Annotated in this window: 25 protein-coding genes and 4 pseudogenes; 17 read left to right on the plus strand and 12 right to left on the minus strand. The window is 69.6% G+C overall.

Annotated features, from left to right (window positions below; genetic code table 11):
- Positions 1-142 precede the first annotated feature (142 nt).
- Both AB0N17_RS33490 and AB0N17_RS33495 read right to left on the minus strand, forming a co-directional pair.
- On the minus strand, positions 143-658 hold the full coding sequence (locus AB0N17_RS33490) for a molybdopterin dinucleotide binding domain-containing protein (protein ID WP_366015368.1): 516 nt from the start codon (positions 656-658) through the stop codon (positions 143-145).
- A gap of 7 nt (positions 659-665) precedes the next feature.
- A pseudogene (locus AB0N17_RS33495) lies at positions 666-1031 on the minus strand (hypothetical protein); the annotation flags it as partial.
- Here AB0N17_RS33495 and AB0N17_RS33500 point away from each other — a divergent pair.
- From AB0N17_RS33500 to AB0N17_RS33520, 5 genes and pseudogenes are all read left to right on the plus strand, one after another.
- Positions 1002-1211 (plus strand): DUF2945 domain-containing protein, encoded by a 210-nt coding sequence (locus tag AB0N17_RS33500; protein ID WP_366015422.1) that lies wholly within the window; start codon positions 1002-1004, stop codon positions 1209-1211. The pseudogene AB0N17_RS33495 and the gene AB0N17_RS33500 overlap by 30 nt on opposite strands.
- Before the next feature lie 31 nt (positions 1212-1242).
- Complete coding sequence (locus AB0N17_RS33505; protein ID WP_366015369.1) at positions 1243-1617, plus strand: DUF488 family protein; 375 nt, start codon at positions 1243-1245, stop codon at positions 1615-1617.
- An 11-nt stretch (positions 1618-1628) separates the two neighbouring features.
- A pseudogene (locus AB0N17_RS33510) lies at positions 1629-1830 on the plus strand (hypothetical protein); the annotation flags it as partial.
- A gap of 37 nt (positions 1831-1867) precedes the next feature.
- A complete protein-coding gene (locus tag AB0N17_RS33515) occupies positions 1868-2851 on the plus strand; it encodes a Dyp-type peroxidase (protein WP_366015370.1) in 984 nt (327 codons plus the stop codon).
- Between the two features lie 4 nt (positions 2852-2855).
- Complete coding sequence (locus AB0N17_RS33520) at positions 2856-3671, plus strand: family 1 encapsulin nanocompartment shell protein (RefSeq protein WP_366015371.1); 816 nt, start codon at positions 2856-2858, stop codon at positions 3669-3671.
- A 72-nt stretch (positions 3672-3743) separates the two neighbouring features.
- On the opposite strand, the gene AB0N17_RS33525 is transcribed toward AB0N17_RS33520, so the two are convergent.
- Complete coding sequence (locus AB0N17_RS33525) at positions 3744-4136, minus strand: helix-turn-helix domain-containing protein (RefSeq protein ID WP_366015372.1); 393 nt, start codon at positions 4134-4136, stop codon at positions 3744-3746.
- Between the two features lie 2 nt (positions 4137-4138).
- On the opposite strand from AB0N17_RS33525, the pseudogene AB0N17_RS33530 reads away from it, so the two are divergent.
- The 4 genes and pseudogenes from AB0N17_RS33530 to AB0N17_RS33545 all read left to right on the plus strand — a co-directional run.
- Positions 4139-4525: pseudogene (locus tag AB0N17_RS33530) on the plus strand (DUF1365 domain-containing protein); the annotation flags it as partial.
- Positions 4526-4552: 27 nt separating this feature from the next.
- Entirely contained in the window at positions 4553-5839 is a 1287-nt protein-coding gene (locus tag AB0N17_RS33535; RefSeq protein ID WP_366015423.1) for a cyclopropane-fatty-acyl-phospholipid synthase family protein, read from the plus strand.
- Complete coding sequence (locus AB0N17_RS33540) at positions 5836-7152, plus strand: cyclopropane-fatty-acyl-phospholipid synthase family protein (protein WP_366015373.1); 1317 nt, start codon at positions 5836-5838, stop codon at positions 7150-7152. Before AB0N17_RS33535 ends, AB0N17_RS33540 begins: the two co-directional genes overlap by 4 nt.
- Positions 7149-7958, plus strand: a complete 810-nt coding sequence (locus tag AB0N17_RS33545) for a DUF1295 domain-containing protein (RefSeq protein ID WP_366015374.1) — start codon at positions 7149-7151, stop codon at positions 7956-7958. Before AB0N17_RS33540 ends, AB0N17_RS33545 begins: the two co-directional genes overlap by 4 nt.
- A 44-nt stretch (positions 7959-8002) precedes the next feature.
- Here the strand turns inward: AB0N17_RS33545 and AB0N17_RS33550 are convergent, their stop codons facing one another.
- A complete protein-coding gene (locus AB0N17_RS33550) occupies positions 8003-8746 on the minus strand; it encodes an anti-sigma factor (protein ID WP_366015375.1) in 744 nt (247 codons plus the stop codon).
- On the minus strand, positions 8743-9327 hold the full coding sequence (locus AB0N17_RS33555; RefSeq protein ID WP_366015376.1) for a sigma-70 family RNA polymerase sigma factor: 585 nt from the start codon (positions 9325-9327) through the stop codon (positions 8743-8745). The genes AB0N17_RS33550 and AB0N17_RS33555 overlap by 4 nt, the downstream gene beginning before the upstream one ends.
- Positions 9328-10806: 1479 nt before the next feature.
- Here AB0N17_RS33555 and AB0N17_RS33560 point away from each other — a divergent pair.
- On the plus strand, positions 10807-11418 hold the full coding sequence (locus AB0N17_RS33560; RefSeq protein ID WP_366015424.1) for an SOS response-associated peptidase: 612 nt from the start codon (positions 10807-10809) through the stop codon (positions 11416-11418).
- A gap of 173 nt (positions 11419-11591) precedes the next feature.
- On the opposite strand, the gene AB0N17_RS33565 is transcribed toward AB0N17_RS33560, so the two are convergent.
- A complete protein-coding gene (locus AB0N17_RS33565) occupies positions 11592-12233 on the minus strand; it encodes a hypothetical protein (RefSeq protein ID WP_366015377.1) in 642 nt (213 codons plus the stop codon).
- Between the two features lie 319 nt (positions 12234-12552).
- Between AB0N17_RS33565 and AB0N17_RS33570 the strand changes: the two are divergent.
- Positions 12553-13143: pseudogene (locus tag AB0N17_RS33570) on the plus strand (dihydrofolate reductase family protein).
- Between the two features lie 399 nt (positions 13144-13542).
- Here AB0N17_RS33570 and AB0N17_RS33575 read toward each other — a convergent pair.
- Positions 13543-13917 (minus strand): hypothetical protein, encoded by a 375-nt coding sequence (locus AB0N17_RS33575; protein WP_366015378.1) that lies wholly within the window; start codon positions 13915-13917, stop codon positions 13543-13545.
- Here AB0N17_RS33575 and AB0N17_RS33580 point away from each other — a divergent pair.
- Complete coding sequence (locus AB0N17_RS33580; protein ID WP_366015379.1) at positions 13916-14128, plus strand: DUF6233 domain-containing protein; 213 nt, start codon at positions 13916-13918, stop codon at positions 14126-14128. The genes AB0N17_RS33575 and AB0N17_RS33580 overlap by 2 nt on opposite strands.
- 779 nt (positions 14129-14907) lie before the next feature.
- Positions 14908-15297 (plus strand): hypothetical protein, encoded by a 390-nt coding sequence (locus AB0N17_RS33585; RefSeq protein ID WP_366015380.1) that lies wholly within the window; start codon positions 14908-14910, stop codon positions 15295-15297.
- 850 nt (positions 15298-16147) lie between these two features.
- Here AB0N17_RS33585 and AB0N17_RS33590 read toward each other — a convergent pair.
- Entirely contained in the window at positions 16148-16414 is a 267-nt protein-coding gene (locus AB0N17_RS33590) for a hypothetical protein (RefSeq protein WP_366015381.1), read from the minus strand.
- 143 nt (positions 16415-16557) lie between these two features.
- On the opposite strand from AB0N17_RS33590, the gene AB0N17_RS33595 reads away from it, so the two are divergent.
- Positions 16558-17481 carry a GNAT family N-acetyltransferase gene (locus AB0N17_RS33595; RefSeq protein ID WP_366015382.1) on the plus strand — a complete coding sequence of 308 codons (924 nt, stop codon included), beginning with the start codon at positions 16558-16560 and terminating at the stop codon, positions 17479-17481.
- Between the two features lie 116 nt (positions 17482-17597).
- Here the strand turns inward: AB0N17_RS33595 and AB0N17_RS33600 are convergent, their stop codons facing one another.
- Both AB0N17_RS33600 and AB0N17_RS33605 read right to left on the minus strand, forming a co-directional pair.
- Positions 17598-18248, minus strand: a complete 651-nt coding sequence (locus tag AB0N17_RS33600; protein WP_101401131.1) for a response regulator transcription factor — start codon at positions 18246-18248, stop codon at positions 17598-17600.
- Positions 18236-19474 (minus strand): sensor histidine kinase, encoded by a 1239-nt coding sequence (locus AB0N17_RS33605; protein WP_366015383.1) that lies wholly within the window; start codon positions 19472-19474, stop codon positions 18236-18238. The genes AB0N17_RS33600 and AB0N17_RS33605 overlap by 13 nt, the downstream gene beginning before the upstream one ends.
- 35 nt (positions 19475-19509) lie before the next feature.
- Here AB0N17_RS33605 and AB0N17_RS33610 point away from each other — a divergent pair, with 35 nt between their 5' ends.
- Positions 19510-20097 (plus strand): hypothetical protein, encoded by a 588-nt coding sequence (locus AB0N17_RS33610; protein ID WP_366015384.1) that lies wholly within the window; start codon positions 19510-19512, stop codon positions 20095-20097.
- Between the two features lie 55 nt (positions 20098-20152).
- Positions 20153-20815, plus strand: coding sequence for a class I SAM-dependent methyltransferase (locus tag AB0N17_RS33615; RefSeq protein ID WP_366015385.1), 663 nt, complete (start codon positions 20153-20155; stop codon positions 20813-20815).
- Between the two features lie 504 nt (positions 20816-21319).
- Here AB0N17_RS33615 and AB0N17_RS33620 read toward each other — a convergent pair.
- Positions 21320-21967, minus strand: a complete 648-nt coding sequence (locus AB0N17_RS33620) for an Lrp/AsnC family transcriptional regulator (RefSeq protein WP_366015386.1) — start codon at positions 21965-21967, stop codon at positions 21320-21322.
- Positions 21968-21970: 3 nt separating this feature from the next.
- Positions 21971-22372 carry an Lrp/AsnC family transcriptional regulator gene (locus tag AB0N17_RS33625; RefSeq protein WP_366015387.1) on the minus strand — a complete coding sequence of 134 codons (402 nt, stop codon included), beginning with the start codon at positions 22370-22372 and terminating at the stop codon, positions 21971-21973.
- Between the two features lie 221 nt (positions 22373-22593).
- Here AB0N17_RS33625 and AB0N17_RS33630 point away from each other — a divergent pair, with 221 nt between their 5' ends.
- Positions 22594-23508 (plus strand): alpha/beta fold hydrolase, encoded by a 915-nt coding sequence (locus AB0N17_RS33630; RefSeq protein ID WP_366015388.1) that lies wholly within the window; start codon positions 22594-22596, stop codon positions 23506-23508.
- Positions 23509-24080 lie beyond the last annotated feature (572 nt).

The raw sequence follows: 24080 nt of genomic DNA on the forward strand, positions 1-24080 counted from the left end.
GGCCTCCGCCAGCTCCAATACCGCAGCAGCATCATCGACGGATGCCTCACCGGAACAGGACTCACGCCGACGACACCACGACTACAAAGTCAGTAACGCTGTCCGGAGGAAGTCCAAATAGGTGACCAGTTGCATGGCGTCCTCACTCCTGCCCGGTGCTGCCGAGGGGCCGTACCGGCGCGGAGGCCGTGGTCGCGGGGGCCGGGGCGGGCCCGTGGCCGGGTCCGACGCGTTCGACCGAGACCGCGGCGACTTTGAGTTCCGGCTGCGTGGAGACCGGGTCCCAGCCGGTGAGGGTGAGTTCGTTGGCGGCGGTGCCCGCGCCGCAGTGCCAGGGCGCGAAGACCACGCCTTCGCGGGGGTGTGAGATGCGGGCCGGGGCCTCGATGCTGCCCCGCCGCGAGGGCACGCGCACGATGTCACCTTCGGCGAGCGTCGGGCTCGGACAACTCGACCCACGTCGCCGGGGCGGCGTCGTCGAGCGCGCGACTGCGGCGGGTCTTGGTGCGCGACCAGGTGTCCGGCTTCGCGGACCAGCGGTGCGGTGAGACGGCCGTTCTGCTCCCCCTGCCAGCCGTATAGCCCCCTTCGGACCGAGCCGACCGTGGTTGACCCCGGTCTTCGGCCCGGCCCCGCACCCCGACCATCCGACCGTCACGGACCGCGACCTCCAGTCCGCATCCGTTCGAGCACAGCAGACAGGCGCCCCGCACCCAGGCCTGAACGTCCGCTGCGGGGGTTCCGTCGGCCGGGAACTGATCGTCCCACCGGGTCCACGGTGTGCCGCCGGAGTGCGGGGTGCGAGGGCCCCAGAGGTCCGAGATGCGGTCGGTGTGCGTCATGGCGCATGGTCCTTTCTGCCTGTTTACTTCGGCCAGGTGCGCGGTGGCCGGGGCTCCGGCCGCATGGGACCATGAATGCATCGAATGCCCGCGGTGCCACTCGTCGCGTCCCTCTGCTCCCTGTGTGACGAGGAGGGCGTCGGTGTCAACAGGAGCGCGATCACGAAACAATTCGCTGTCGGAGACCATGTGCGATGGACTTCCGAAGCCGGATATGTCGAGGGAGTCATCATCAGGAAACAGACCCGCGATATGGAGTTCAAAGGACATGTCCGTCACTGCACGGAAAGCGACCCGCAATACGAGATCAAGAGCGACAAGACGGATCACGCCGCGATGCATAAGGGCGGGGCGCTGACGAAAATCTAGACTTGCCCAGCGTATTGACGAAGGGGCTGTCATGGCTGGACTGATCGGATACCACAGGATCTGCGAAGACGCGTCGCCGCAGGACGGCAAGCGGGTACTCGTAGACCGGTTGTGGCCGCGCGGCGTGAGCAAAGAGGAAGCCCATCTGGACGAGTGGCTGGGGGATGTCGCGCCGTCGACCGAGCTGCGGCATTGGTACCACCACGGCCCCGGGCGCTTCGATGAGTTCCGGCGCCGTTGCACAGCCGAGCTGAACGACCGCGATCACCGGCCGGCCGTCGAGCTTCTGCACCACCTGGCGGCGCACGGCAAGGTCACGCTCCTCACGGTGACTAAGGACGTCGACCCCAGCGAAGCCGCCGTCCTCGCCGACTGGCTGTACCACAGCGAAGAGCAGAGTGCCTGACCACGCCCTCTTCGTACTGCCACCAGCCCGAGTTCGGCGCGCGCCCCCTGCGCCGCACCATCCAGAGCGAAATGCAACCGCATCGCCTCGCTCCTGCTCGGCGGAGATGCGGAACCGGGCGACACCATCGTCGCCGACGTCGTCAAGGACACCCTGCACTGCACCGTCCTTCGGCCCGAGACGAGCGAGGAGACGGCAGCGGCAGCTCACTGATCCGTCACGTTCCGCACAACCAGGAGAGGCAGACCCTGTGGTCGAGTCGCAGACCGTGATCGCCCCGCCGGCCAAGTCCGCCGTGTTCCTCGTCTTCACCATCGCGTCCGGGGGCGAGACCGTCGTACGCGACCTGCTTCCGGACCTGGCGGGGCTGCGGCGGTCGGTGGGGTTCCGCTCTCCGGACGCCGACCTCACATGCGTCGCCGGGATCGGCTCCACCGCCTGGGACCGGCTCTTCGCCGGGCCGCGCCCGCGCGACCTGCACACCTTCGTGCCGCTGACGGGCACCCGCCACCACGCGCCGTCCACCCCGGGCGATCTCCTGTTCCATCTGCGGGCCCGCCGCATGGACCTCTGCTTCGAGCTGGCCCAGCTGATCGCCGAACGGCTGCGCGGGGCGGCCACCGTGGTCGACGAGGTGCACGGGTTCAAGTCCTTCGACGAACGCGACCTCCTCGGCTTCGTCGACGGCACCGAGAACCCCGAGGGCCGACTCGCCGACGACGCGGTGTTCGTCGGCGACGAGGACCCGGAGTTCGCCGGTGGCAGCTACGTCATCGTGCAGAAGTACCTGCACGACCTCACCGCCTGGAAGGCGCTGCCGATCGAGGAACAGGAGAGGGTCATCGGCCGGACGAAGCTGAACAACGTGGAGCTGCCCGACGACGTCAAACCTGCCGACTCCCATGTCGCCCTCAACACGGTCACCGACGAGAACGGCAACGAGCGCAAGATCGTGCGGGACAACATGCCGTTCGGCCGCATCGGGGACGCAGAGTTCGGCACGTACTTCATCGGCTACGCCCGCACGCCCGAGGTGATCGAGCACATGCTGCGCAACATGTTCCTCGGCGACCGCCCGAACGTACACGACCGGATCCTGGACTTCTCCACCGCGGTCACCGGCTCCCTCTTCCACGTGCCGACCGCCGACTTCCTCGACGATCCGCCCGGCCCGCCCCTGAGCCCCCGCGTGGTGGAGGGTTCGCTGGGCATCGGCAGCCTCAAAGGAGCCTGATCACATGTCCACGCCCACCGAGAGCAACAACCTGCACCGCGATCTCGCCCCGATCACGCCTGCGGCGTGGGAGCAGATCGAGGACGAGGCCCGTCGCACCTTCCAGCGCAATCTGGGGGGCCGTCGTGTCGTGGACGTGACAGGGCCCGACGGACCCGCGCTGGCGGCGGTGGGCACCGGTCACCTCACCGGCATCGCCCCTCCCGCGCAGGGTGTCACCGCTCGGCTGCGCCAGGTGCAGCCATTGGTCGAGCTGCGGGTGCCGTTCAAGGTCGGCCGGGACGCGGTGGACGACGTGGAGCGCGGCGCGCAGGACTCGGACTGGCAGCCCGTGAAGGACGCGGCGCGCACCATGGCGTTCGCCGAGGACAGAGCCGTCTTCGGGGGATACGCGGCAGCGGGCATCGACGGACTGCGCGGGCGAACCTCCAACCCGGTGATCGCCCTGCCGCCGGAGCCACGCGACTATCCGGACGCGGTCAGCCGGGCCCTGACGACGCTGCGGCTGGCCGGAGTGGCCGGCCCGTACGCGCTGCTGCTGGGCGCCGACGCGTACACCGCGGTGAGCGAGACCTCCGACCACGGGTATCCCATCGCGGAACATCTCGGCCGGCTGCTGGACGGGCCGCCGATCTGGGCACCCGCACTCGACGGCGCCTTCCTGCTCTCCACCCGGGGCGGCGACTTCGAGCTGCGTCTGGGCGAGGATCTCGCGATCGGCTACACCGCGCACGACGCGAACGAGATCGAGCTGTACTTCCGGCAGACGCTGACGTTTCTGGTGTACACCGACGAGGCCGTGGTAGCCCTCACCTCGTGAGCACATCTCGTTCTCACCTCGTGAGCACATCTCGTTCTCGCCGCGTGAGCAGGCCACGTTCAGGCGCCCCGGTCACGACCGACCGGCGTTCATCAGGCGCACCGGCCTGTGCCGCGGTCTCCAGTTCGGCGCGCGGGCGAGCGGCTCGTTCAACGACCGGCCGGTCAGCTGCCGGATCCGGTTCAGCCGGTACCGGACCGTGTTGGGATGGCAGTGCAGAAGGCGCGCGGCACGACGGTCGGCCGAGCCGCCGTGGTGCAGGAACGCGTCGAGGGTGTCCAGCAGCGCGTCGCGGTCCTCCGGCGGCAGGTCGAGCACCGCGCCGAGCACCTGCTGCCCCAACCGCCGTCCCTCGTCCGGATCGTGGGCTATGAGGGCGGCCAGCGGGCTGGGGCTGAACACGCGTATGTCGGTCTTGTCGGCCGGGATCTCGGCGAGCGCCGTCCGGGCCAGGGTGCAGGGCACGTCACGGCCCCGACGGCGGCCTGCGCTGTGTGGTGGCCGAGGTCCACAACACCTACGGCGAGCGCCACGCCTACCTGCTGCACACCGACGCAGCCGGCACCGCCATGGTTGCCAAGGACTTCTACGTGTCGCCGTTCAACCCGGTGGACGGCCGCTACGAAATGCGGCTCCCGCCGCCCGGTCAGCGCCTGCGTCTGTCCGTGACGCTGCAGCGGCCCGACAGCCCGCCCTTCACCGCATCGGTCCACGGCGAGCGCCGCGACGTGACCGCGACCGCATTGCTGCGTCTGGCCCTGCGCCATCCCTGGTCGACCCTGATGGTGTCGGCCGCCATCCGCTTCCACGGTATCCGCCTATTTCTGGGGGGCCTGCCGGTGCAGCCGCGCCCCGGGCCGCCGCGCCCCGGAGAGTGCCTCATGCCCACAGTCGAACCCCGCGCCGTCGCCCGCCACCGCGCCGGCGGCCCCCGAACCCTGCCCGCGGACGCCGAGCGCTGGCCCGACGCGGCCGCCGTGCCCAGGGCGTCCTGGCCGGTGCGGGCCGTCACCGAGGCCGTCGTGGGGCGCGCGCTGCGGCGACTGCCCCTGCGCGTCCGGTTCGCCGACGGCACCACCCTCGGCCCGGGGGGACCACTGATAGAGGTGCGCGACCCGAAGGCGTTCCATGCCCGTATCGGCACCCGCGGGCTCATCGGGTTCGGTGAGTCGTACATGGCCGGCGAGTGGGACGCCCCCGATCTGGTCGGCGCGCTCACCGTGCTCGCCGCCCACGCGGCCGACCTGATCCCGCCCCGGCTGCAGCGGCTGCGCGGTGCGTGGGCGCAGCGACAGCCCGACGCGCAGCGCAACACGCCTGACGGGTCGCGCACCAACATCAGCCGCCACTACGACCTGTCCAACGACCTGTTCGCGCTGTTCCTCGACGAGACCCTCACCTACTCGTCGGCCGTCTTCCGCGGCTTCCCCGCCGACTGGTCGCTGCTGGCCGCCGCCCAGCACCGCAAGATCGACCGCCTGCTCGAGCTGGCCGGTGTAGGCGGGGGCACCCGCCTGCTGGAGATCGGTACGGGCTGGGGCGAGCTCGCCCTGCGTGCCGCCGCCCGCGGCGCGCACGTCACCTCGCTCACCCTGTCCAAGGAGCAGCGTGAGCTGGCGCTGGAGCGCGTACGCGAGGCCGGGTACGCCGACCGCGTGGCCATCGAACTGTGCGACTACCGCGAAGCCCGCGGCACCTACGACGCGGTGGTCAGCGTGGAGATGATCGAGGCCGTCGGCGTCGAGTTCTGGCCCGTGTACTTCCACACCCTCGACGAGCGCCTGACGCCGGGCGGCCGGGTGGCGCTGCAGGCCATCACCATGCCGCACGAGCGGATGCTGGCCGCCCGGGACACTTATACGTGGATCCAGAAGTACGTCTTCCCCGGGGGCCTGATCCCCTCCACGACGGCCATCGAGCAAGCCGTCCGCGACCACACGGGTCTGGCGGTGGCCGCCCGGGACGGCTTCGGCGCGCATTACGCCGAAACGCTGCGGCTGTGGCGGGAGCGTTTCACCGGCCAGGCCGACGAGGTCGCTGCCCTCGGCTTCGATGCGACCTTCGGCCGTCTGTGGAGCTTCTACCTGGCCTACTCCGAGGCCGGTTTCCGCTCCGGATACCTCGACGTCCAGCAGTACCTGTTCACCAAGGAGAACCCGGCGCGATGACGACCACCCGCACCCCCGCCCGTACCGGCGCCGCTCACCGCCTCGCCGCCCTTGCCGAGGACGCGCTCGGCGGCCCGCTGCCGGTGCGGCTGCGCACCTGGGACGGCAGCGAGATTGGCCCCGCGAACGCCCCTGCGGTCGTCGTGCGCTCCCGGCGCGCACTGCGCCGCCTGCTGTGGCAGCCCGGCGAACTCGGCCTCGCCCAGGCCTACGTCACCGGGGAACTCGACGTGGACGGCGACCTGGCCGAGGGCTTGCGCGTCATGTGGGCCGCAGTGCGAGAGCGGGGGCTGCACACGCCGAGGCTCTCGCCGGCCGATTGGGCGCGCGCGGTGGCTGAGGCGGTACGGATCGGAGCCGTCGGCCCGCGCCTGCCCGCACCCGTCTCGCAGGCGCGGCTGCGCGGCGGCCTGCACAGCAAGGCCCGCGACCGGGCCGCGATCAGCCATCACTATGACCTGTCCAACGACTTCTACCGCCTGCTCCTCGACGAGACCATGGCGTATTCCTGCGGCTACTGGACCGGTGCCGACCCTGAGGTGGGCCCGGCCGATGCGCAGCGAGCCAAGCTGGAGCTCATCTGCCGCAAGCTCGGCCTGGTGCCGGGCGCCCGCCTTCTGGACATCGGCTGCGGCTGGGGCTCACTGACCTTGTATGCCGCGCAGGAGCACAAGGCGCAGGTCACCGCCGTCACCCTGGCCCGTGAACAGGCCGCATACGTGCGCGAGCAAGTGCGTGAGCGAGGCTTGGAAGACCGGGTGGAGGTGGTGCGCCAGGACTACCGGGACATCACCGGCTCGGGCTACGACGCGGTGGCCACCGTCGAGATGGGCGAGCACGTCGGGGACGACGAGTACCCCGCCTTCGCCGCCGCCCTGCACCGCCTGGTCCGCCCGCACGGGCGCGTGCTGGTCCAGCAGATGTCCCGCGGTGCGACCGCGCCCGGCGGTGGTGCGTTCATCGAGGCGTACATCGCCCCGGGCATGCACATGCGGCCGATGGGCGAGACCGTTGGCCTGCTGGAGGCAGCCGGTCTGGAGGTCCGCTCGGTGGAGTCGCTGCGCGAGCACTATGTGCGCACCATCAATGCCTGGCACCGCACGCCGGAGGAACGCTGGAACGATTTCGTGGGCCTGGTCGGCGAGGAGACGGCCCGCGTGTGGCGGCTGTACCTGGTCGGTGGGGCCCTGGCTTTCGAGGAGTGGCGCATGGGGGTGGACCAGTTCCTCGCCGTACGCCCGACGGCCACCGGTGACAGCGGCCTGACAGGAGCCGAGGCGGCCGACTGGTACCGGCACATGGAAGACCGGTGAACGCGTTCGACTGGGGTCCGTTCGCTGCCAACCTCGGATGGGCGGCCGCAACGGCCCTGGCGATCATGCTCGGCACCTTCGCCATCGCCCTCAACCTAGACATGCACCGCATCGTTGACGTTGCCTGGGGGCTCGCATTTGCCGCCGTGGCCGTGGTGACCTTCAGCCTCTCTGCGGGCCAGGGCGATCCGGCCCGGCGCGTGCTGGTCACGGTCCTGACCGTCGTGTGGGGGTTGCGACTCGCGGTCCACATCGCGCGCCGGGGCAGCGGCCACGGCGAGGACCCGCGGTACGAGGCGATGCTGGCCCGCGCGCGGGGAAACCGAAACCTGTACGCCCTGCGGATGATCTATCTGCTGCAAGGGGCTCTGGTGTGGCTGGTGTCCCTGCCGGTGCAGGCTGCCCAGTACGCGCCCCGGCCGCTGTCCGAGCTGGCCTGGGCCGGCACCGCCGTGTGGACTGTCGGGCTGTTCTTCGAGGGCGTCGGCGACGCCCAGCTGGCTCGTTTCAAGGCGGACCCGGCCAACCGGGGCCGCATCATGGACCGGGGACTGTGGCGGCTGACCCGGCACCCCAACTACTTCGGGGATTTCTGCGTTTGGTGGGGGCTGTTCCTCGTCGCCTGCGACGGCGGATGGCAGGCAGCGGCCGTGTCCGTCGTCTCGCCCCTGGTGATGAGCGTGCTGCTGATCAACGGAAGCGGGAAACGGCTGCTGGAAAGGCAGATGGCCGGACGACCCGGCTGGGACGCGTACGTGGCACGCACCAGCGCCTTCTTCCCACGCCCACCCCGCGGAAACCGATAGCAGTGTGGGGGAGCCCGTCCGATGGACGGGCTCCCCCACATGCATCAGGTCGGCACGCCGAGCAGGGCGACCGGAGCCGAGGTCGGCTGCTTCGACCCGCCCGCCGGCTCCACCGTGACGCCGACGCCGGAGGCGCCGTCGACCGCTCCCTGCATCAGCACAGCCTGGCTACTGCGGCCGGGATCCATCAGGCCGGCGGAGCGCATCTTCCCGCCGTCGGCGAACCACAGCTGGTACACCTTGCCGCGCGGCGGTGCCGCCATCCTGGACGCCACGAACACGGCCCGGTTCCGGCTGGCGGAGACCACCAGCGTGCCCGCGCCGCCCGCCACCTTCGCCGAACGCGACCTGGCATCAGGTGCGGCCAGCACGCCGGCCACGGCGTGCCGCTGAGCCTGTGCGGCCTCATTCTGCGCGTCCTGGGCGCGTTCGTACTGCCATACCGCGGTTCCGCCGAAGGCGGCCGCGGCGGCCACACTGGCGGCCAGCGCCCACCGGACCAAGCCCCGTCCTCGCCGCACGCCACGGCGCACCCGCTCCCGCGGCACGGCACCAGGCGGAACCTGCCGCACGGTGGTGATGCGCTGAAGGACCTGCTCCCGCATGACGGGGCGTGCGCGCACCGTGGAGGCCAGAGCCAGGCGTCCGGTGGTCGCTGTGAACTCCGCGACCTCCTGTTCGCAGGTGTCGCATGCGGCCAGGTGACGCTCGAAGGCGGCACGCTCTTCATCGTGCAGAGCGTGCAGCGCATAGGCGCCTGTCAGACCGTGCAGATCGGTCGTGGTCATGCGGTCACCCCCAGGCAGTCTCGCAGTCGGATCAGTCCATCGCGCAGCCGGGTCTTGACCGTGCCGAGCGGCAGCGCGAGCGCGTCGGCGACCTCCCGATAGGTCAGGCCCCGGTAGTAAGCCAGGGTGACTGACTGCCGCTGCAGCTCGGTCAGGGTGCGCAGGCAGCGCCGTACCTGCTCCTGCTCCAAGCGTGTCTCGACCTGCTCGGTCACCTCGTCGTATGCAGGCTGATGCTCGAGCAGAGCGGCCTTGGTGTCTCGGGCCGCCGCGGCCTCCACCGACCGGACCCGGTCCACCGCCCTTCGGTGAGCGAGGGTGAGGATCCAGTTGATCGCCGTACCGCGATCCGGCCGGTAGCGGGGGGCGGTCCGCCACACCTCCACCAGCACGTCCTGGGCCACCTCCTCCGACTGCGCCTGATCGCGCAGGACGGCCCGGGCGACCCCGAGGACGGAGCCGGCCACCGCGTCGTAGAGAGCGGCGAACGCCTCCTGATCACCCAGCGCCACCTCGTGCAGCAGCTGCTGCAGATCAGGTTTCGCAGATGGCCTCGTGCCGATATGTACTGGTTCCTTCACAATGGCTCTCCCGTGGGCGTGGCCGGCCGGAACATCCCTGTGTAATCCGGTGCCACGCGAACTGCGGATTGGTTATACGAATTGTGGCAGTAGAAAATCAGCACGACTTACTGCTCTGCCGTGGCCGACGGCTGATCCGTTGTGGCCAGTGCCGGCCTACGGTCCAGGCGGATATGCCCGTGCCGGTCAGGCCCTGACCGGGGGATGCCCCCCGCCGCCGCGGGCGCCATGCATACGCTGTGGATAACCAACAGGAGTATCACTGGACTGCCTGCCCATTTTCAGCTAGCACGATGTCTGCCGCCGAGTTCGCGGTGATCAGCGCGATGGCGAATTCGGGCAGACGCGACCGTCCCTTCGCGACCGCAGACTGCTCGATCAGTGCGTAGCGTTCCGTAAATGGGTAGGACAGGTTGATCCAGTGGCAGAACCTGCCTGTTGTACCCCCGTTTTGGGGCGCACGGCTGGTGAACCAGCTGGTGAGAGGTGCTGCTGCACGCTGCCCAGACCTGACGGTTGCCCAGTGATCACCTTCTTCTGCCGTTCTTCTGCCGGTAGTAATCCGATGCAGGTCCGGTGCCGGCTTGGTCGACTGAGGAGAGAAAGCGGATTTCCCCCGTTCGGCCGATCCGCTTGGGTTTGAGCTGCGGTGATAACGATGTACACGGGCGTGCGTCAACTACGCTGCGGCGAGGCAGGCTTGACGGAGGGCGATGCTGGGCGTTTCATTCGGGGCGAAGCGCCGGCCTCTTCTGCCACAGGCCCTGAGCGTCTGCCGTCCGACGCTTCTTCGGCGCCTTCCGTCTCATCGCACAGACCGTGGGAGCGCCCACTGCGGGTGACCCGTGTCTTCTCATTGGTTCGATCCCCCTGTACGGCGATCGGACTGCCGGTTGCCTGAAGCGAGTGTCCCTGGTGCGGGGGCCATCGCCGACTCCATCTGCCGCGGGCTGGGACGCGACTTCACCGAGGCCGAAAAGACGCAATACCTCCGCGGCCAGAACTCCGCCCCGGTGTGCCGGGACCTGGAGCGGTGAATCGGCCATGGAGAGAGGCGCAGATGCCGGGTCCGGCGGACGAGTCGCGTCATGTGCATAGGCCTGGCGCCGCTGGTACGCGGCAGGCGGCGACCCGGCGTTGGTGGACAACGTCGCGGAGTGAGGCGCGCCGTTCGGCACCCTGCTGCTGCCCGCCTCACCGACGTCGTCCACGGCAGGGGCGCGGTCGGCGTACAAGATGGACCACCTCGACCGCAATCTGCTTGAGCGCGAGCCTCGGCACCCCGCACCGCTTCTACAGCCCAGCGGAACAACGAGAGTGCCTCGCTCGCCAGCCTGGTTCCGCGGGGCGGGCTGTGCAGCAGGATCAGCGTGCGTAGCAGGCATCGTGTGGTGGGTGCAGCACCGGTAGCCGACCGACGCCAGCGAGACGCTCGCGCCGAACTGGAACCTCGACCCGGCCAACGGCGTCTGGGCGACCCTGGAGCGCACCCCGCGCGGCGAGGACGCTGCGGCGTCATCCCCGAGGGAGCCACGGCCGCTGCGCTGGGGCCTGGTGCCGTCCTGGGCGACGGAGCCGAAGATCGGCGCGCGGATGATCAACACCCGGGCGGAGACCGTGCAGGAAAAGCCGGCCCTCCGCCGCGCGTTCGTCAATCGCCGCTGCCTGCTCCCGGCGGACGGCTTCTACGAGTGGCAGCCCGGCAAAGACCCGGCCACTGGCAAGACGCGCAAACAGCCGTACTTCATCCACCCCCAGGACGACAAGGTGACGGCGCCCGCCGGCCTGTACAAGTACTGGCGCGACCCGACCGTCACCCAGGACGACGCCCCGTCCGCCTGGCTGATGACCTGCACCATCATCACCACCGAGGCCACCGGCGCAGCCGGCCACAGGCATCCGCGCATGCCCCTGACGCTCACCGAGGACCACTACGAAGCCTGGCTCGACCCCACCCACCACGACCCCGACCACCTGCGCGCACCCCTCGGCCAGCCCGCCAACGGGCACCTCGACGCACGCCCGGTCTCCACAGTCGTCAACAACGTCCGCAACAACGGACCCCACCTCCTCGACACGGTCAGCCTGTAGCGGCCGCCTCTCAGTGGGGCAACCATGGGTGGGGATGGGACGGACTCGGGCGAACGCCGCCAGGAACACCCGCCGACAACACGGACGCGACGCCCTGAGGCCGGGCGGGGTACGCCGGATGTGCGGTGTCCGCACGTTGTGGGGGCCGAGGGATGCGCGCCGGTGGGCGGCGGTCAATGCAGGATGCTGACGGCCCGCGCGATCACCAGGAGCGAGGTCAACAGGGCGGAGATGCTCTGGATGCCCATCATGACCTTGGCCCGGGTCGACAGCGGCATGGTGTCGGTCGGGCTGAAGGCGGTGGAATTGGTGGTGGACACGTACAGGTAGTCCGCCAGTGTGGGGACCCAGTCCGAGGTGGCACTGGCACCGTCGGCGACTTCCTGGACGGCGTCGTCGTTCTCGTCCTGGGAGAAACGGAAGTCCGCCAGAGGCAGGGCGGAGCGGGGTACCTGAGCACGGCTGACCGGCCCGCCCCGGTCCAGCTCCCAGTAGGCCAGACCGAAGACGATGATGTTGGTGAGCCACACCTGCAGTGCGGCCACCAGCAGGGACCGGCCGTCCTTCACCCCCGCGTAGACCAGTTCATGGATGAGGATGGCCAGCGCCACGAGGTTGCTGACCGCGATGACCCCCACGAGGGTCAGCGAGAGCACGCGGAAAGCCCTGGTCTGCCGGGTCAGCCGTTTCGGGTTGATCGCGATGAGCGGAATGAGCAGCAGGCATTCCAGGGCGGGCAGCACGTAGCGGGGAGCGATCAGCAGGCGCTGCGGCAGCAGCAGGTACAGGGCGATCGCAGCAAGGGTCGCGACCACCGCCGGCAGCCGCGCCTCTCCCCTGCGCTCATGACGAGGATGCCTGGTACTCGCATCAACACGCGTACGCGCCATATCCGCCTGGCCTTCCGCTCGTTGCCACGAACAGTGCACGGCACCTGCCATCCTCTGCGGTGCCCCCCCGCCGCACACCCTCAGCATGTACCCCGATGCTCGTTGCCGGTGCCTGCGGCTTTGCGGTCCGAAGTGGGCCGCGTTGCCGCAGCCAGGTGCGCGCCGCCTGGTGGTAGATGTGTCCGTCCCGGTGCTGGGTCCAAGCCCCGATGATGTGGCCGTTCCACCAGATGGTGGGGCCGATATCGTCCTTGCGGTGCCTCCCGGTTACATCGTGTAGGCGCCGTGCGGTCCGGACGAGGACGCTCAGAGCGGCTTCGAGCACGGCGGCTGGCAGAAACCGGTGTACGACGAAGAGGCCGGCACGGCGATCGCCGGTTGGTACGAGGCCTCCCACGCGATGCTGCTCGGCCGCAAGACGTACGAGATCTTCGTGTCGTACTGGCCGACCGCCGATCCCGGCAACCCGTTCACCCATCGGATGAACAGCATGCGCAAGTACGTCGCGTCTCGGACCCTGACATCCGTCGAGTGGCAGAACTCCACGCTGCTGGAGGACGACATCGTCGATGGCGTGCACAAGCTGAAAGCGTCCGACGGCGGCGACATCAACGTCGTCGGCAGCGGCGACCTCGCCCAGACCCTCATGCACCACGGCCTCGTCGACGAGTATCGGCTGACCATCCATCCGGTGATCATCGGCACCGGCAAGCGGCTGTTCACCGACGGAGCAATCCCCACTGCGCTGGAGCCCGTCAGCGTCTCGACGACGAAGAGCGGCACCATCGTCGGCGCCTATCGGCCGAACGGCACCCCCAGCTACGACAGCTATTAGCCCGGTGCGGGCCCCTCAGCAGAGCGAGCTCTGCGTTGCACGGGCTCACCCACCTGCGATTTCGCCGATATCCCCTGAAGACCCGCCCACCGCACCTGTCGGCTGCCGGGGGCAGAGGCGCATTCAGGGGCGCCTGTGCTGCACTGGCTGCTCCTGCCGGATACGCCGGCACTGGCCGCGCTGCAAGAGCGGGAGTCTCCTCCCTGCAGGAAGACCGCGCCCGAACCACCCCAGGCCACTACCCCGCACACCGCCGTGACCCAGCGCGCGGACCCGGCATGCCCGGCGCGCCCAGGGTCAGTGCCGCACGAAGACGTGATGCTCTAGGCCGTGAAGCGCTGGGCTGTGCGGATGCTGATGCTGAACAGGTCGCCGCACGCGTCGCCGCGATGTGTGCGGTCAGGATCCGGTGGTCGGGTGCATCAGTGAGGCGCTGGGCGGTGGGGTGTTGTACCGGGTGGCTGCCTTGAAGCTGAGTCCGAACATCTCACAGGTCATCCGGGTGTTGCCGTCGGCCTGGGCCTCGTCGAGGATGCGGTCGCCGCGCAGCAGGTGGGTGGAGGCGGGATGATGCCGGTACAGCCACGGCCGGCTGACGGGTGTGGTCGACAGGGCCGTGCGGCTCGTGACGAAGCAGTAGGTGTGGGTGGTGTTCGGCCAGCGCTGATGCCGAGGGGTGAGGTAGTCGGTCAGTCGGGTGCGGACCGGTTCGGCGACCGGGATGGCGCGGCCGGCCGCATACAGACGGGAACGCCGCCAGGCGGAGCGCCGCATGAGTGAGGAGCAGCGCCCCGCGGATCCCGAGTGGCTGGTCCAGCACGGCCTGAACAAGACGAACATGGATGCCGTCCACGCAGGCGACTGCTGGGCCGCCAGGAAGAGCGGCCGGTGCAAGCCCGCTACCCGCCGACAGGCCCTCGACGCGCTGCGCCGCCAGGTGGCGCACTACGTGCACTGCCGGCCCGAAACGAAGCTGGACCAGTAGACGAACACCCCGCCCCGGGCCCCGGGCAGCGGCTGGCGCTGCGGTCGCCGGCAGGCGGCGGGACGGGACCATCGGCGCCGCGGTCCACGAGCAGCTCGTGCGCGGCGCGCACAGACGCGTGAGGGCCGCCCCGATGGTCGGTACCGGCCAGTGCGTGTCAGGCCGCCTGGGCCCCTGCCCATCATCGGGGAGGAGGTTGGCCTCGTGGCGGGCAGAGGCCCGTGAGAAGGGCATACGCTCGGAGACCGCGCCTGTCACCGGGCACATCACCCATGCGAGCACTTCCAGTGGCGCTGTCACAGGCCGGCGTCACCCCTGGCAGTCCGGGATACAGCCCGCGGGTATTGAGCAGACCTGCGGTCACGACCGGTGGTGGTGAGGGACCGCCGGCGTCATCTGGAAGGCCGCTTCATTCGAGGTTGCGACGCCAGGGGAGCAGCCGAGCACCGGATCTTCGAAGGGCTCGTGACCTGCCCGCCGGCAATCGTTGAAGATTTGCATCGCGCGATGGACATCCCACTCCCCCCGGGATGCACGAGGGCCCGGACCCGCTCGGAATTTCCGGCTTCGGGCCCTCTCCCCCGTTTCCGAACGTCACGACGCTGATCCGCCCCTCTTACCGTCCCGTGGGGAGGGCGCGGGTTCGCGGATTCCGGCCCCTTCAATGGCGGCCCGGCGGGCACGGGTTGTGGCCTCCGGCGCGCCGGGGGGATCCTGGAAATCTTCGCCACCCTGTCCACTAAAGCTCATATCCGATGAGATGACGAAAGGGTGGTCGAGTGAAGCCTACCAAGCGATTTGCCACGATCAGTGTCGCTGCGGCGGCAGCGATCCTCTTCGCCGCCGGCGGCGCCCACGCCACAACCGGACAGGACGGGCAGGGCAACGGAGCCGCAGCCGCAACCAACAACAATAACAACAGCGGCGACGGGAACAACAACAGCGCAGCTATATCGCCTAGGCTCAAAGTGTGCCCGCGGCGCCGCGGCCGGGGCGCCGGACTCGCGGCCGTCAAGTACCCGGCACACCTGATCGTCTTCGACGCCCTGGAGGCCGCCGGCACCGTGCTGATGGTCCGGCCGTACCGGGAACGCCGCGACATCCTCAAGGGCCTCTTCTCGGGCGGCGGCCTTGTCGCACCGGTTCACCCTCTGCCCGGCCGCCACTGACGGGGCTGTCGCTGAGGACTGGCTCGACCCAGCCTGGGGCGTGGCAGGCATCGAGGGCATCGTCATGAAAGGGCTGGCCCAGCCGTACTGGCCCGGCCGCCGCAGCTGGATGAAGGTGCGAAACGCGATGAATTGCAGTTGATGCAACATCCTGCGGCTCGCCAGAATCGCCGTTTCCGCTGATCACTCCCCCAACTTCCTTGCCATGTCGGCGTCACAGCGGAGCCGCGACCAGGACGGTCCCGGTTCGGCGCGTCTCCTCCTCGCTGCGAACGTCGTACACCTGGCGCCGGAATCAGCGGTGTTCACGGCGATGCAGGAGGGCTGGGCCCGGCAGCAACACGCCCGGTTCCTGAAGGCTTCGACGATCGAACCGCGGCTGCGTCTGGTCAACCGGTTCGAAGTGTTCACGGGGGCTGTACCCGTCGCAATGGACTCCAGCCGACGGCGAAGCGTTCATCGCGCACCTGCGTAGCGGCGCCAATCCAAGCTGCCAGGACATCAGGCGACCCTGATCCGCCCGTTCGCCGAGTGGCACATCATCCGCGACGCCCGTCGGCGCTCGGCGCGCGGCCGCTCCACCTGCACCGCCCACGAGGGCGACTGCGCCAACATCCGCGCTGCCATCGACTTCCTCACCTGGCTGGACATCCAGCAACACACCCTCCGGAGCCTCACACAGGAAGACCTGGACATCTGGGCAATCTCCAGGCCCCCCCTGCGAGCCCGCTTCATCCCTTTCATCCGCTGGGCCGGCGCCCGCCACCTCACCCGGGCCGACCTGACCATCCAACACCCGCCCTCCCAACTCCGCGGCCAGTTCCAGATCGAAGAAGACCACTGCGAGGAACTACGCCGGTGCCTGAACGACCCCACGCTTCCGTCGGACGTTCACATCGCCGCAGCCCTCATCCGCCTCTACGCCCTCCCTCTGACCCGCATCGTCGAACTCACCACCGACCACCTCCACCACGACGCGGATCACACCTACCTGACGATCATCCGCCACCCCGTCGTCCTGCCACCGAAGCTCGCCCGCCTCAGCGACGACCACCTCGAAGACGGATCCCGGCACGGCAACGAAGCCACCAGGTACCTGCTGCTGGGCAGAGCCCACGGGCGCCCCCGCAACCCTGCGGGACTGTCCGACATACTCCGACTATCTGGGGCCGACTCGCCCGCACCAAACGATAGGACGGGACCTGGCTGAAAGGAGTTGAAGGAGCGGCCCCGAGTCGAGGTGGTCCGGGAACATGAAGCATGCATCCGGATGACTGGCACCTCACCCAGGACGTCGACGCCTTCCTTGCCCGAGCTGGGCACTTCCTGCGTTCGCGCGCTGCCCTGCATAACACGCCGCTGACGGACATCGAGAAGCTGCGGACACACAGGGCGGCCGAGTCCGACGACGAAGCCGCCATTTTCGGCCGACTAGAGTCACAGGGTGAGGTTCGCGCGATCTTCTATCTCACCCCCCTCGGACGCCTGGGCCTCACTCCGCTCTCTGCCGAGCAGACCGACACCCTCGCTGCACACCTGGCCGGCCTGGGTCACTCACCCGCCCATGTCATCGCGGAGCACGACACCGCTGGCGCCTTCTCCGAGTCATGGCAGAAGCACACGGGCGCGGCGTCGGCACCTTTCTGGAAGACGCATCTCTACCGTCTCGGCACGCTCACCCCGCCGCAGCCGCGCCCGGAGGGCCAGGGCCGCCTCACGGGCCGTAAGGACCGTGCCCAAACCGTGCGCCGGTGCCGTGAGTTCTGCGTCGACGTCGGGGAGCAGCGCTCCATCGACTTGATCGACGCTGGCTCCTGGGAAGACTCGCGTTTCGGCGACAGGCACTTCACCTTCTGGGAGACCCCGAAGGGCATCCCCGTCTCAATGGCGGCCTCGACCTCGGTCGTCGGCGGCATGGTCCGGGTGGATCCCGTCTATACCCCGGCCCACCTCCGCGGCCGCGGCTATGCCGGAGCTGTGACGGTCGAGGCGAGCAGGGCCGCACAGGCCGCAGGGGCGACGGAGGTCGTCCTGTTCACAGACCCGGACAACCCCACGAGCAACGCCCTCTACCAGCGCATCGGCTACGTCCATCTCGCCGACTTCGCCGGATACAGGTTCTCCTACGGCGCACCAGGGGCCGGATGTTTTCGACAGGGTGTTTCGGAGTCACCGGGGCAATGAGAATGAGAGCCACCCGCGGGACCGCTGTCCACGTGGCTCGGTGTCCGCGAGACGTCGTTTGTTGGCTTGCCGGTCTGTCGGGCCGAACGGCGGTAGGGGTGCGGGCGGCGGGTCGGTCAGGTCGGGGAAGCGCCGAGGAATCTCAGGACGGCGAGAACGCGCCGGTGGTCGGCGTCGGCTGCGGGCAGGTCGAGTTTGGCGAGGATGTTGTTGATGTGCTTGGCCACTGCGCTGTCGCTGACGACCAGGGCCTCGGCGATCCCGGTGTTGGAGCGCCCCTCGGCCATCAGGGCGAGTACCTCCCGTTCGCGGGGCGTCAGCCGATCGAGCGGGTCACTGCGGCGGCGCACGAGCAGCTGGGCGACCACCTGTGGATCCAGTGCCGTGCCCCCGGCTGCAACCCGCCGAACGGAAGCCACGAACTCCTCCACGTCGGCGACGCGTTGCTTGAGCAGGTAGCCGACGCCGCTGGTGTTGGCCGTCAGCAGGTCGGCCGCATACCGCTCCTCGACGTACTGCGAGAGCAGTACCACCGCGGTCTGCGGCCATTGCTTACGGATCACCAGCGCGGCGCGCACGCCTTCGTCGGTGAAGCCGGGTGGCATGCGGACATCGACCAGGGCCAGCCCGGGCCGGTGTTCCTCGACGGCCGCAAGCAGGGCTTCGGCGTCGCCGACTTCGGCGGCGATCTCGAAGCCGGCCATTTCCAGGACCTTGACGAGCCCGACGCGCAGCAGCAGTGAGTCCTCGGCGATCACGGCTCGCATGGCAGCTCCACGGCGATGGTGGTCGGGCCCCCGACCGGGCTGCTGATGTGGAAGGTGCCGTCGACCGAACCGACCCGTTTGGCCAGCCCGCTCAGTCCGCTGCCGGTGGAGGTGTCGGCGCCGCCGATCCCGTCGTCGGTGATGTTCACGCGCAGCATTCTCCCGATCTGTTTGACAGTGACGTCCACGCGGGTGGCACGGGCGTGCTTGGTGACGTTGGTGAGCGCCTCGGAGACCACGAAGTAGGCGACCGACTCCACGGTGGGCGCCGCTCGCTCCTCGAGGTCGGCTCGCAGCCGTACCGGGATCGGTACCCGGGCGGCCAGCCCGGACAGCGCCGCGTCCAGCCCGCGGTCTTCGAGGACGGCCGGGTGCAGGCCGCGCACCAAGTGGTTGAGTTCGGCGATGGCCTCCTTCGCCTCGCGGTGCGCCTCGTCGATCACGGTGCGGGCCTCGTCCGGCAGGTTGGTGAGGGTGGCCTTGGCCAGGCCCAGGTTGACCGCGAGGGAGACCAGGCGCTGCTGGGTGCCGTCGTGCAGGTCGCGTTCGATGCGGCGGCGTTCGGTATCGACGGCGTCGATCAGGTCGGTTCGGCTCTCGGACAGGTGCTCGACACGCTGCTGAAGCCGCTGGGAGCGGCTGGTCCCGAGCAACGCGAGCGCGATCCGGGTCTCGGCGCGGGTCACCGGCCCGGTCAGCCAGAGTGCGGCGCACAGCAGCAGCACGCCGGCCGCGGTGTAGTACACCGCTTGGGTCGCGTAGTCGACATAGTCCAGGCGAACCTGGACCGGCAACATCCAGGCCCACCCGATGACGGTGACGCCAGCAAGGCCCGCGACCCACGCAGCGAGCACCCCCAGCTCCACCACAGCCAGCAGCGGGCCGACAAGCAGGTGGTATCCGGCCTGCCGCCAGGTCTGGGCCACGGACAGCCACCGCAGCGCGCGCCTCAGCCACCCTTGCTCGCGCGCGGCCGGCAGCCGGAGGATCTCCACTCCCAGCAGCATCCGGTAACGGCGTCGCTGCACAGCGATGAGCACAAGCACACCGAGCAAGATCAGCACAAACGGGAGCGGAAGCCACGGCCACGCCCTGTACTTCGCGACACTCGCCATCCAGCTCCACAACGGCACCAGCGCGAGGTGCAGCGGAATCCCGGCCGCCAAGAAACCGGTGTCCCGGCGGACCCGAACAACTCTGCGCCGCAGCGCCCGGGGAATCGTCATGGCTCGACGGTAAAGCGGCAGGTGAGGGCTGTGCCATGCACCGTGCATCCGGATCGATGGTGAAGCTGGCACCACCCTGGGAACGGCACCCGGCATTACTGACTGTGATCGCTGTGCGGCTCAGGCTGAAGGGCATGCAGGAAATCATCGAACTGTTCCCGGAGCCGGACGCCGAGCGCGGTATACGCAGGCCGCACGGCCCGCGCACGGGATCGCTCCCCAGCCCGCAGCGCCGTCGTCCGGACCGCCTTCCAGGCCGACGGCGGGGTCTTGTCCTGGCCGGCTGCGGGGTGGCGCTGCTGCCGTGGCTCGTCGTGTTGGCCACCGGCCTGCCGACCACCTTCCGGGCCTCGCACTGGTCCGCCGCCTGGGTGGGTCTGGACGCGCTGGAGGCGGTCGGCCTGATCACCACAGGTCTGCTGGCCACCCGCGGGGATCGGCGACTCGCTTCGGCCGCCGCCGCTACGGCCGCCCTGCTCACCGTCGACGCCTGGTTCGACACGATGACCGCGGCCAGCGGGAGTGAACTGCGCGCGGCGCTGGTCATGGCGTTGTTCGCAGAACTTCCGCTCGCAGCGGTATGCGTCCGCCTGGCGGTTCGAGCGCTGCCCCGCACCCCATGAAACCCGCCACACCGACCCGGCCGCAGCCACGAATACCACAGAACTGGAGAACACCATGGGCTCTGCTGTCCTGACCGCACTGCGCCTGCGCTGGGCCTGCGCCCTCAGTGCCGCTGCCGTTGCAGGCGCCTGGTGGTTCGGCGACAAGGCGCCGTACCCCTATGCCCAACGCAGCCTGCTGGACCTGCCGTTGCCGTTCCTCACCTGCGCCCGGCTCGACGCGGTGCTCACCCCGAGCCCGGGCGAGCGGATGCTCGAAGTGGGGCCCGGCACCGGACTGCAGTCGCTGCACATCGCACCGCAACTCGGGCCCCACGGGCAGCTCGACATCCTCGACATCCAACCCGAGATGCTCCGTCACGTGATGCACCGCGCGGGGCAGCGCGCAGTACCCAACATCGTGCCCACCCATGCGGATGCCCGCGAGTTGCCCTTCGATGACGACACCTTCGACGCCATGTATCTGGTGACCGCACTGGGCGAGATCCCGGAACCACAACGGGTGCTCGATGAGGCAGTACGGGTGCTCACGCCCGCAGGACGGCTGGTCGTGGGCGAGTTCTTCGACCGGCACTGGATCCCCTTCGGCCCTCTGCACCGTCTCGCCGACGCGTCCGGCCTGCATCTGAGCACCAGGAGCGGCTCGACCCTCGCCTATCTGGCACGGTTTCAACCCTGCGCCCGACCGCAGCGCTCACTTCGAGGACCTGAGAGCTGATCGGTAGCCGAGCCCAGGTGTTCCGCCTCGGCGGAATCATCCCGTGCCCGGCAGCGGCAGCGGCAGCGGCAGCCGATGCGAACCCACAGCCAGTACAGCGCCGCGATGGCGACAGCCGCGCCGGTCAAGCCCACGCCGAGACCCACATGCGCTCATCACTCTGCTGCCGTGGTCATCGCTTCAAGTATCCCGGTAGGGTCCCCGTCTCGGCGTCGCTCCGCCTACGCCACTCGACCGAGCGACAGCCCACCCTCACTACCGACCGCCCGATCCGCCCACCCCTGGCAGTAGTTCACAATCGCGCGAATGGCTCCCATTCACCCTGCCTGCTGGTACAGCGGGATGTTCCAACGTGAGGAATTCCCCGGTGACACTGCTCACCAGATTCCGACAGCAGTTGTTCAGCAGTTGATCCTGACTCAACGCAGCCAGTCGTTCGGGCGGTGCTGACCTGCCTGGACTGGATTGGGTGAGACGCGTGGACTCGGTTCGTCGAGACAGGTGTCAGTTGCGGCTCTTCGATGTGGCGTTCACCCGGCCCTGGCCACCTGGTACCGGCCGGACCGACGCGGGAGTGCGTTTGGCGGCGCGGCTGACGATGGCCGTCTCGACATGGGTGATGCCCAGGCCGACCAGGTCGCGGGAGAGGAAGCCGTAGAGGGCTGTCAGGTCCGGGAAGTATGCGGCCGCGTGCAGGTTCGAGGGTCCCGACGTCGCGAACGCACCGTGCACCGAGGGGTGGTCGGCCAGGGCCTGCCCGGCGGCGGCCAGACGGTCGGGGGCCACATGCAGCAGCAGCTTGGCCTCGATGGGCAGCCCGAGGCGGCGGGGATCGACCAGGACCTGGGTGATCAGGCGGCTCTGGGCAGTCAGTTGGGCGAGGCGGCGGCGCACCGTGCTCTCCGGGTGGCCGGTTCGGGCGGCCAGGGCGGCCGCACTCAGACGCGCGTCGCGGGTGAGGGCATCGATGAGGGACTGTTCCAGGGCATCGGTGTCGACGCCGTACGGGCCCGGAGAACCGGAAGCCGTCGTCCCGGGGACCGGCTCGGCCGGGCTCAGGGCCGCGCGTTCGGGCACGGTCAGCACCTGGTGCCGCCACTCGGAGGTGAGCCGGAAGACGTGCAGGATCGTGGCGCTCTCCAGGGACGTCACCGCCTAAGCGGAGGGCAGTTGGCGGAAGACCAACGGGTCGCGTGAACCCGGCTCGGTGCGGGCGACCGCGAAGATCTCGTCACCCGCGGTGGTGACGTCGATGAACGGGATGTCCTCGCGCGCCGCGAGCGCGGCCACGATCGTGTCGAGTTTTCCCCGCAGGACCCGGATGCGCAGGAACAGGGCCCCGGCCGACCCGCCGGCTCGCGGTCGCGCGACCGGTGAGACCACTACGCGCACGGTGCCGTCGGCGCCGAGCGCGTGCAGCCGGCGGCGAACGGTGGCGGAGCTGAGCCCCAGCACCTGGGCCGCGTGCTCCGCGGTGAGGCGGCCGTCGCACTGCAGCGCGGCCACCAGCCGCTGATCCATGAGCTTCGGTACGGAATCCGCCGATGCGCGCGCCATGAAGGGAAGCTTCGCTCATTCCGGCGCTGAGCGGAGCCCGTCTCGGGTACTGCGTCCCGAGCAGGGAGGGCATCTGCTCCGCCCCGCCGGGCCTGATCGGCTGACCGTCGGCTCCAGGCCCGCCACCGGCGGCCCCGCGTAGGGGGCCTGCGGTGCGGCGACGCCAGAGACCTGCGGTTTTCAGAGCACTCCGAGAACGACAATTCACCACGGAGGTCCATGTGCCCGCGTTCAAGCAACGGGAGAAAGTACGCTTCGCCAGCGGTGACACCTCGTGTGCCGCCTGGCACTATCCGGGGTCGAACGGCGGCTGCGTGATCATGGCCGGTGGAACCTCGGTGACGAAGGAGCCGGCTTCGGACCTGTTCGCCGCGCGGTTCAACGACGCCGGTTTCGCGGTCCTGGCCTTCGACCACCGACGGTTCGGGGAGAGCGGAGGCGCGCCGCGTCAGATCGTCCGCTTCGGCGAGCAGGTCGCCGACTGGCACGCCGCGATCGAGTACGCGACCGGTCTGCCGGACGTCGACCCGGACAGGATCTCGGTCTGGGGCTTTTCGCTCGCAGGCGGCCACGTCTTCCATGTCGCGGCCGACCACCCGCGCCTGGCCTGCGCGATCGCGCAGACCCCGCTGGTCGACGGCCCCGCAGTCGCTCCCCACGCGCTGCGCTCCATGACGCCCCTTGCAGCCCTACGTCTGTTCGGCCGGGGCGTCGCGGACGCGCTCGGGGGCCGCGTCGGGCGGCTGCCGCTGCTGGTCCCGACCGCAGGACCACGCGGCGCGGTCGCCTCGCTCACCACGCCCGACGCCATGGACGGCGACCGGGCCCTCGATCCCGACCGCCGCCATGCGAACTGGGAGCAGACGGTCGCCGCACGGATCGCCCTGCAGATCGGCGGGTACCGGCCCGGCCGCCATGCCTGCCGTATCCGGTGCCCGCTGCTGGTCGTCGTCTGCGACCAGGACCAGAGCCTGCTTCCCGGCCCTGCCGTCCGGGCCGCCCGGAACGCGCCCCGGTCCGAAGTGCTTCACCTGACGGGCAGTCATTACGCCCCGTTCCTCGAGTCGCACGAGCAGGCCGTCGCGGCCCAGATCTCCTTCCTGGAGAAGCATCTGGAGTCCCGCGATCCCAGGTGAGGCGGAATCACCCGCTCCATCGGCCAGCCACGACTCGAAGCCGCCGTGCCGCCTGGTCGACGCCGCCCAGTACCAGCCTGGGAGGTGACACTCACCGCGCGACCAGCAAAACGTGCGTACCGGACCGACATCCTCGAGCCGGCCCATCACACAATCCCGCAACGGACGCCGACGACATCCGTGCACCGCGTCCACAGACAACAACTCGACACACGGCCACCCAGAAGCCACCCCAGCCGGCACAGCCATCCAGCCAGCTCTGCAGCGACGTGCATGAGGGAGGCGTTCCTGATGGGGCGTGGCCGGATGCCGAGCGCCTTGAGCCTGCGGGAGAGGCTGACCGGCTCCATGGGGCAGGCCGCCCGGGCGCCGGGGAACAGCCAGCGGTTCGGGCCGGGTTCGAGGCGATGAGCCTTGCCGACCGGATGGGCACCGGCTCACGGAGCATCCCGTCGAGCGGTGGCGGGATCTCCACCGGGTGGGTGCCCAGGCGAAGTCGCATCGTGGTGCCGTCGTCGAGGACGTCGCCACGGCTGAGCGCGCAGATCCGAGACGGGGGCTGCGCGAACAGC

Source organism: Streptomyces sp. NPDC051133, assembly GCF_040682635.1.
Classification (GTDB): Bacteria; Actinomycetota; Actinomycetes; order Streptomycetales; family Streptomycetaceae; genus Streptomyces.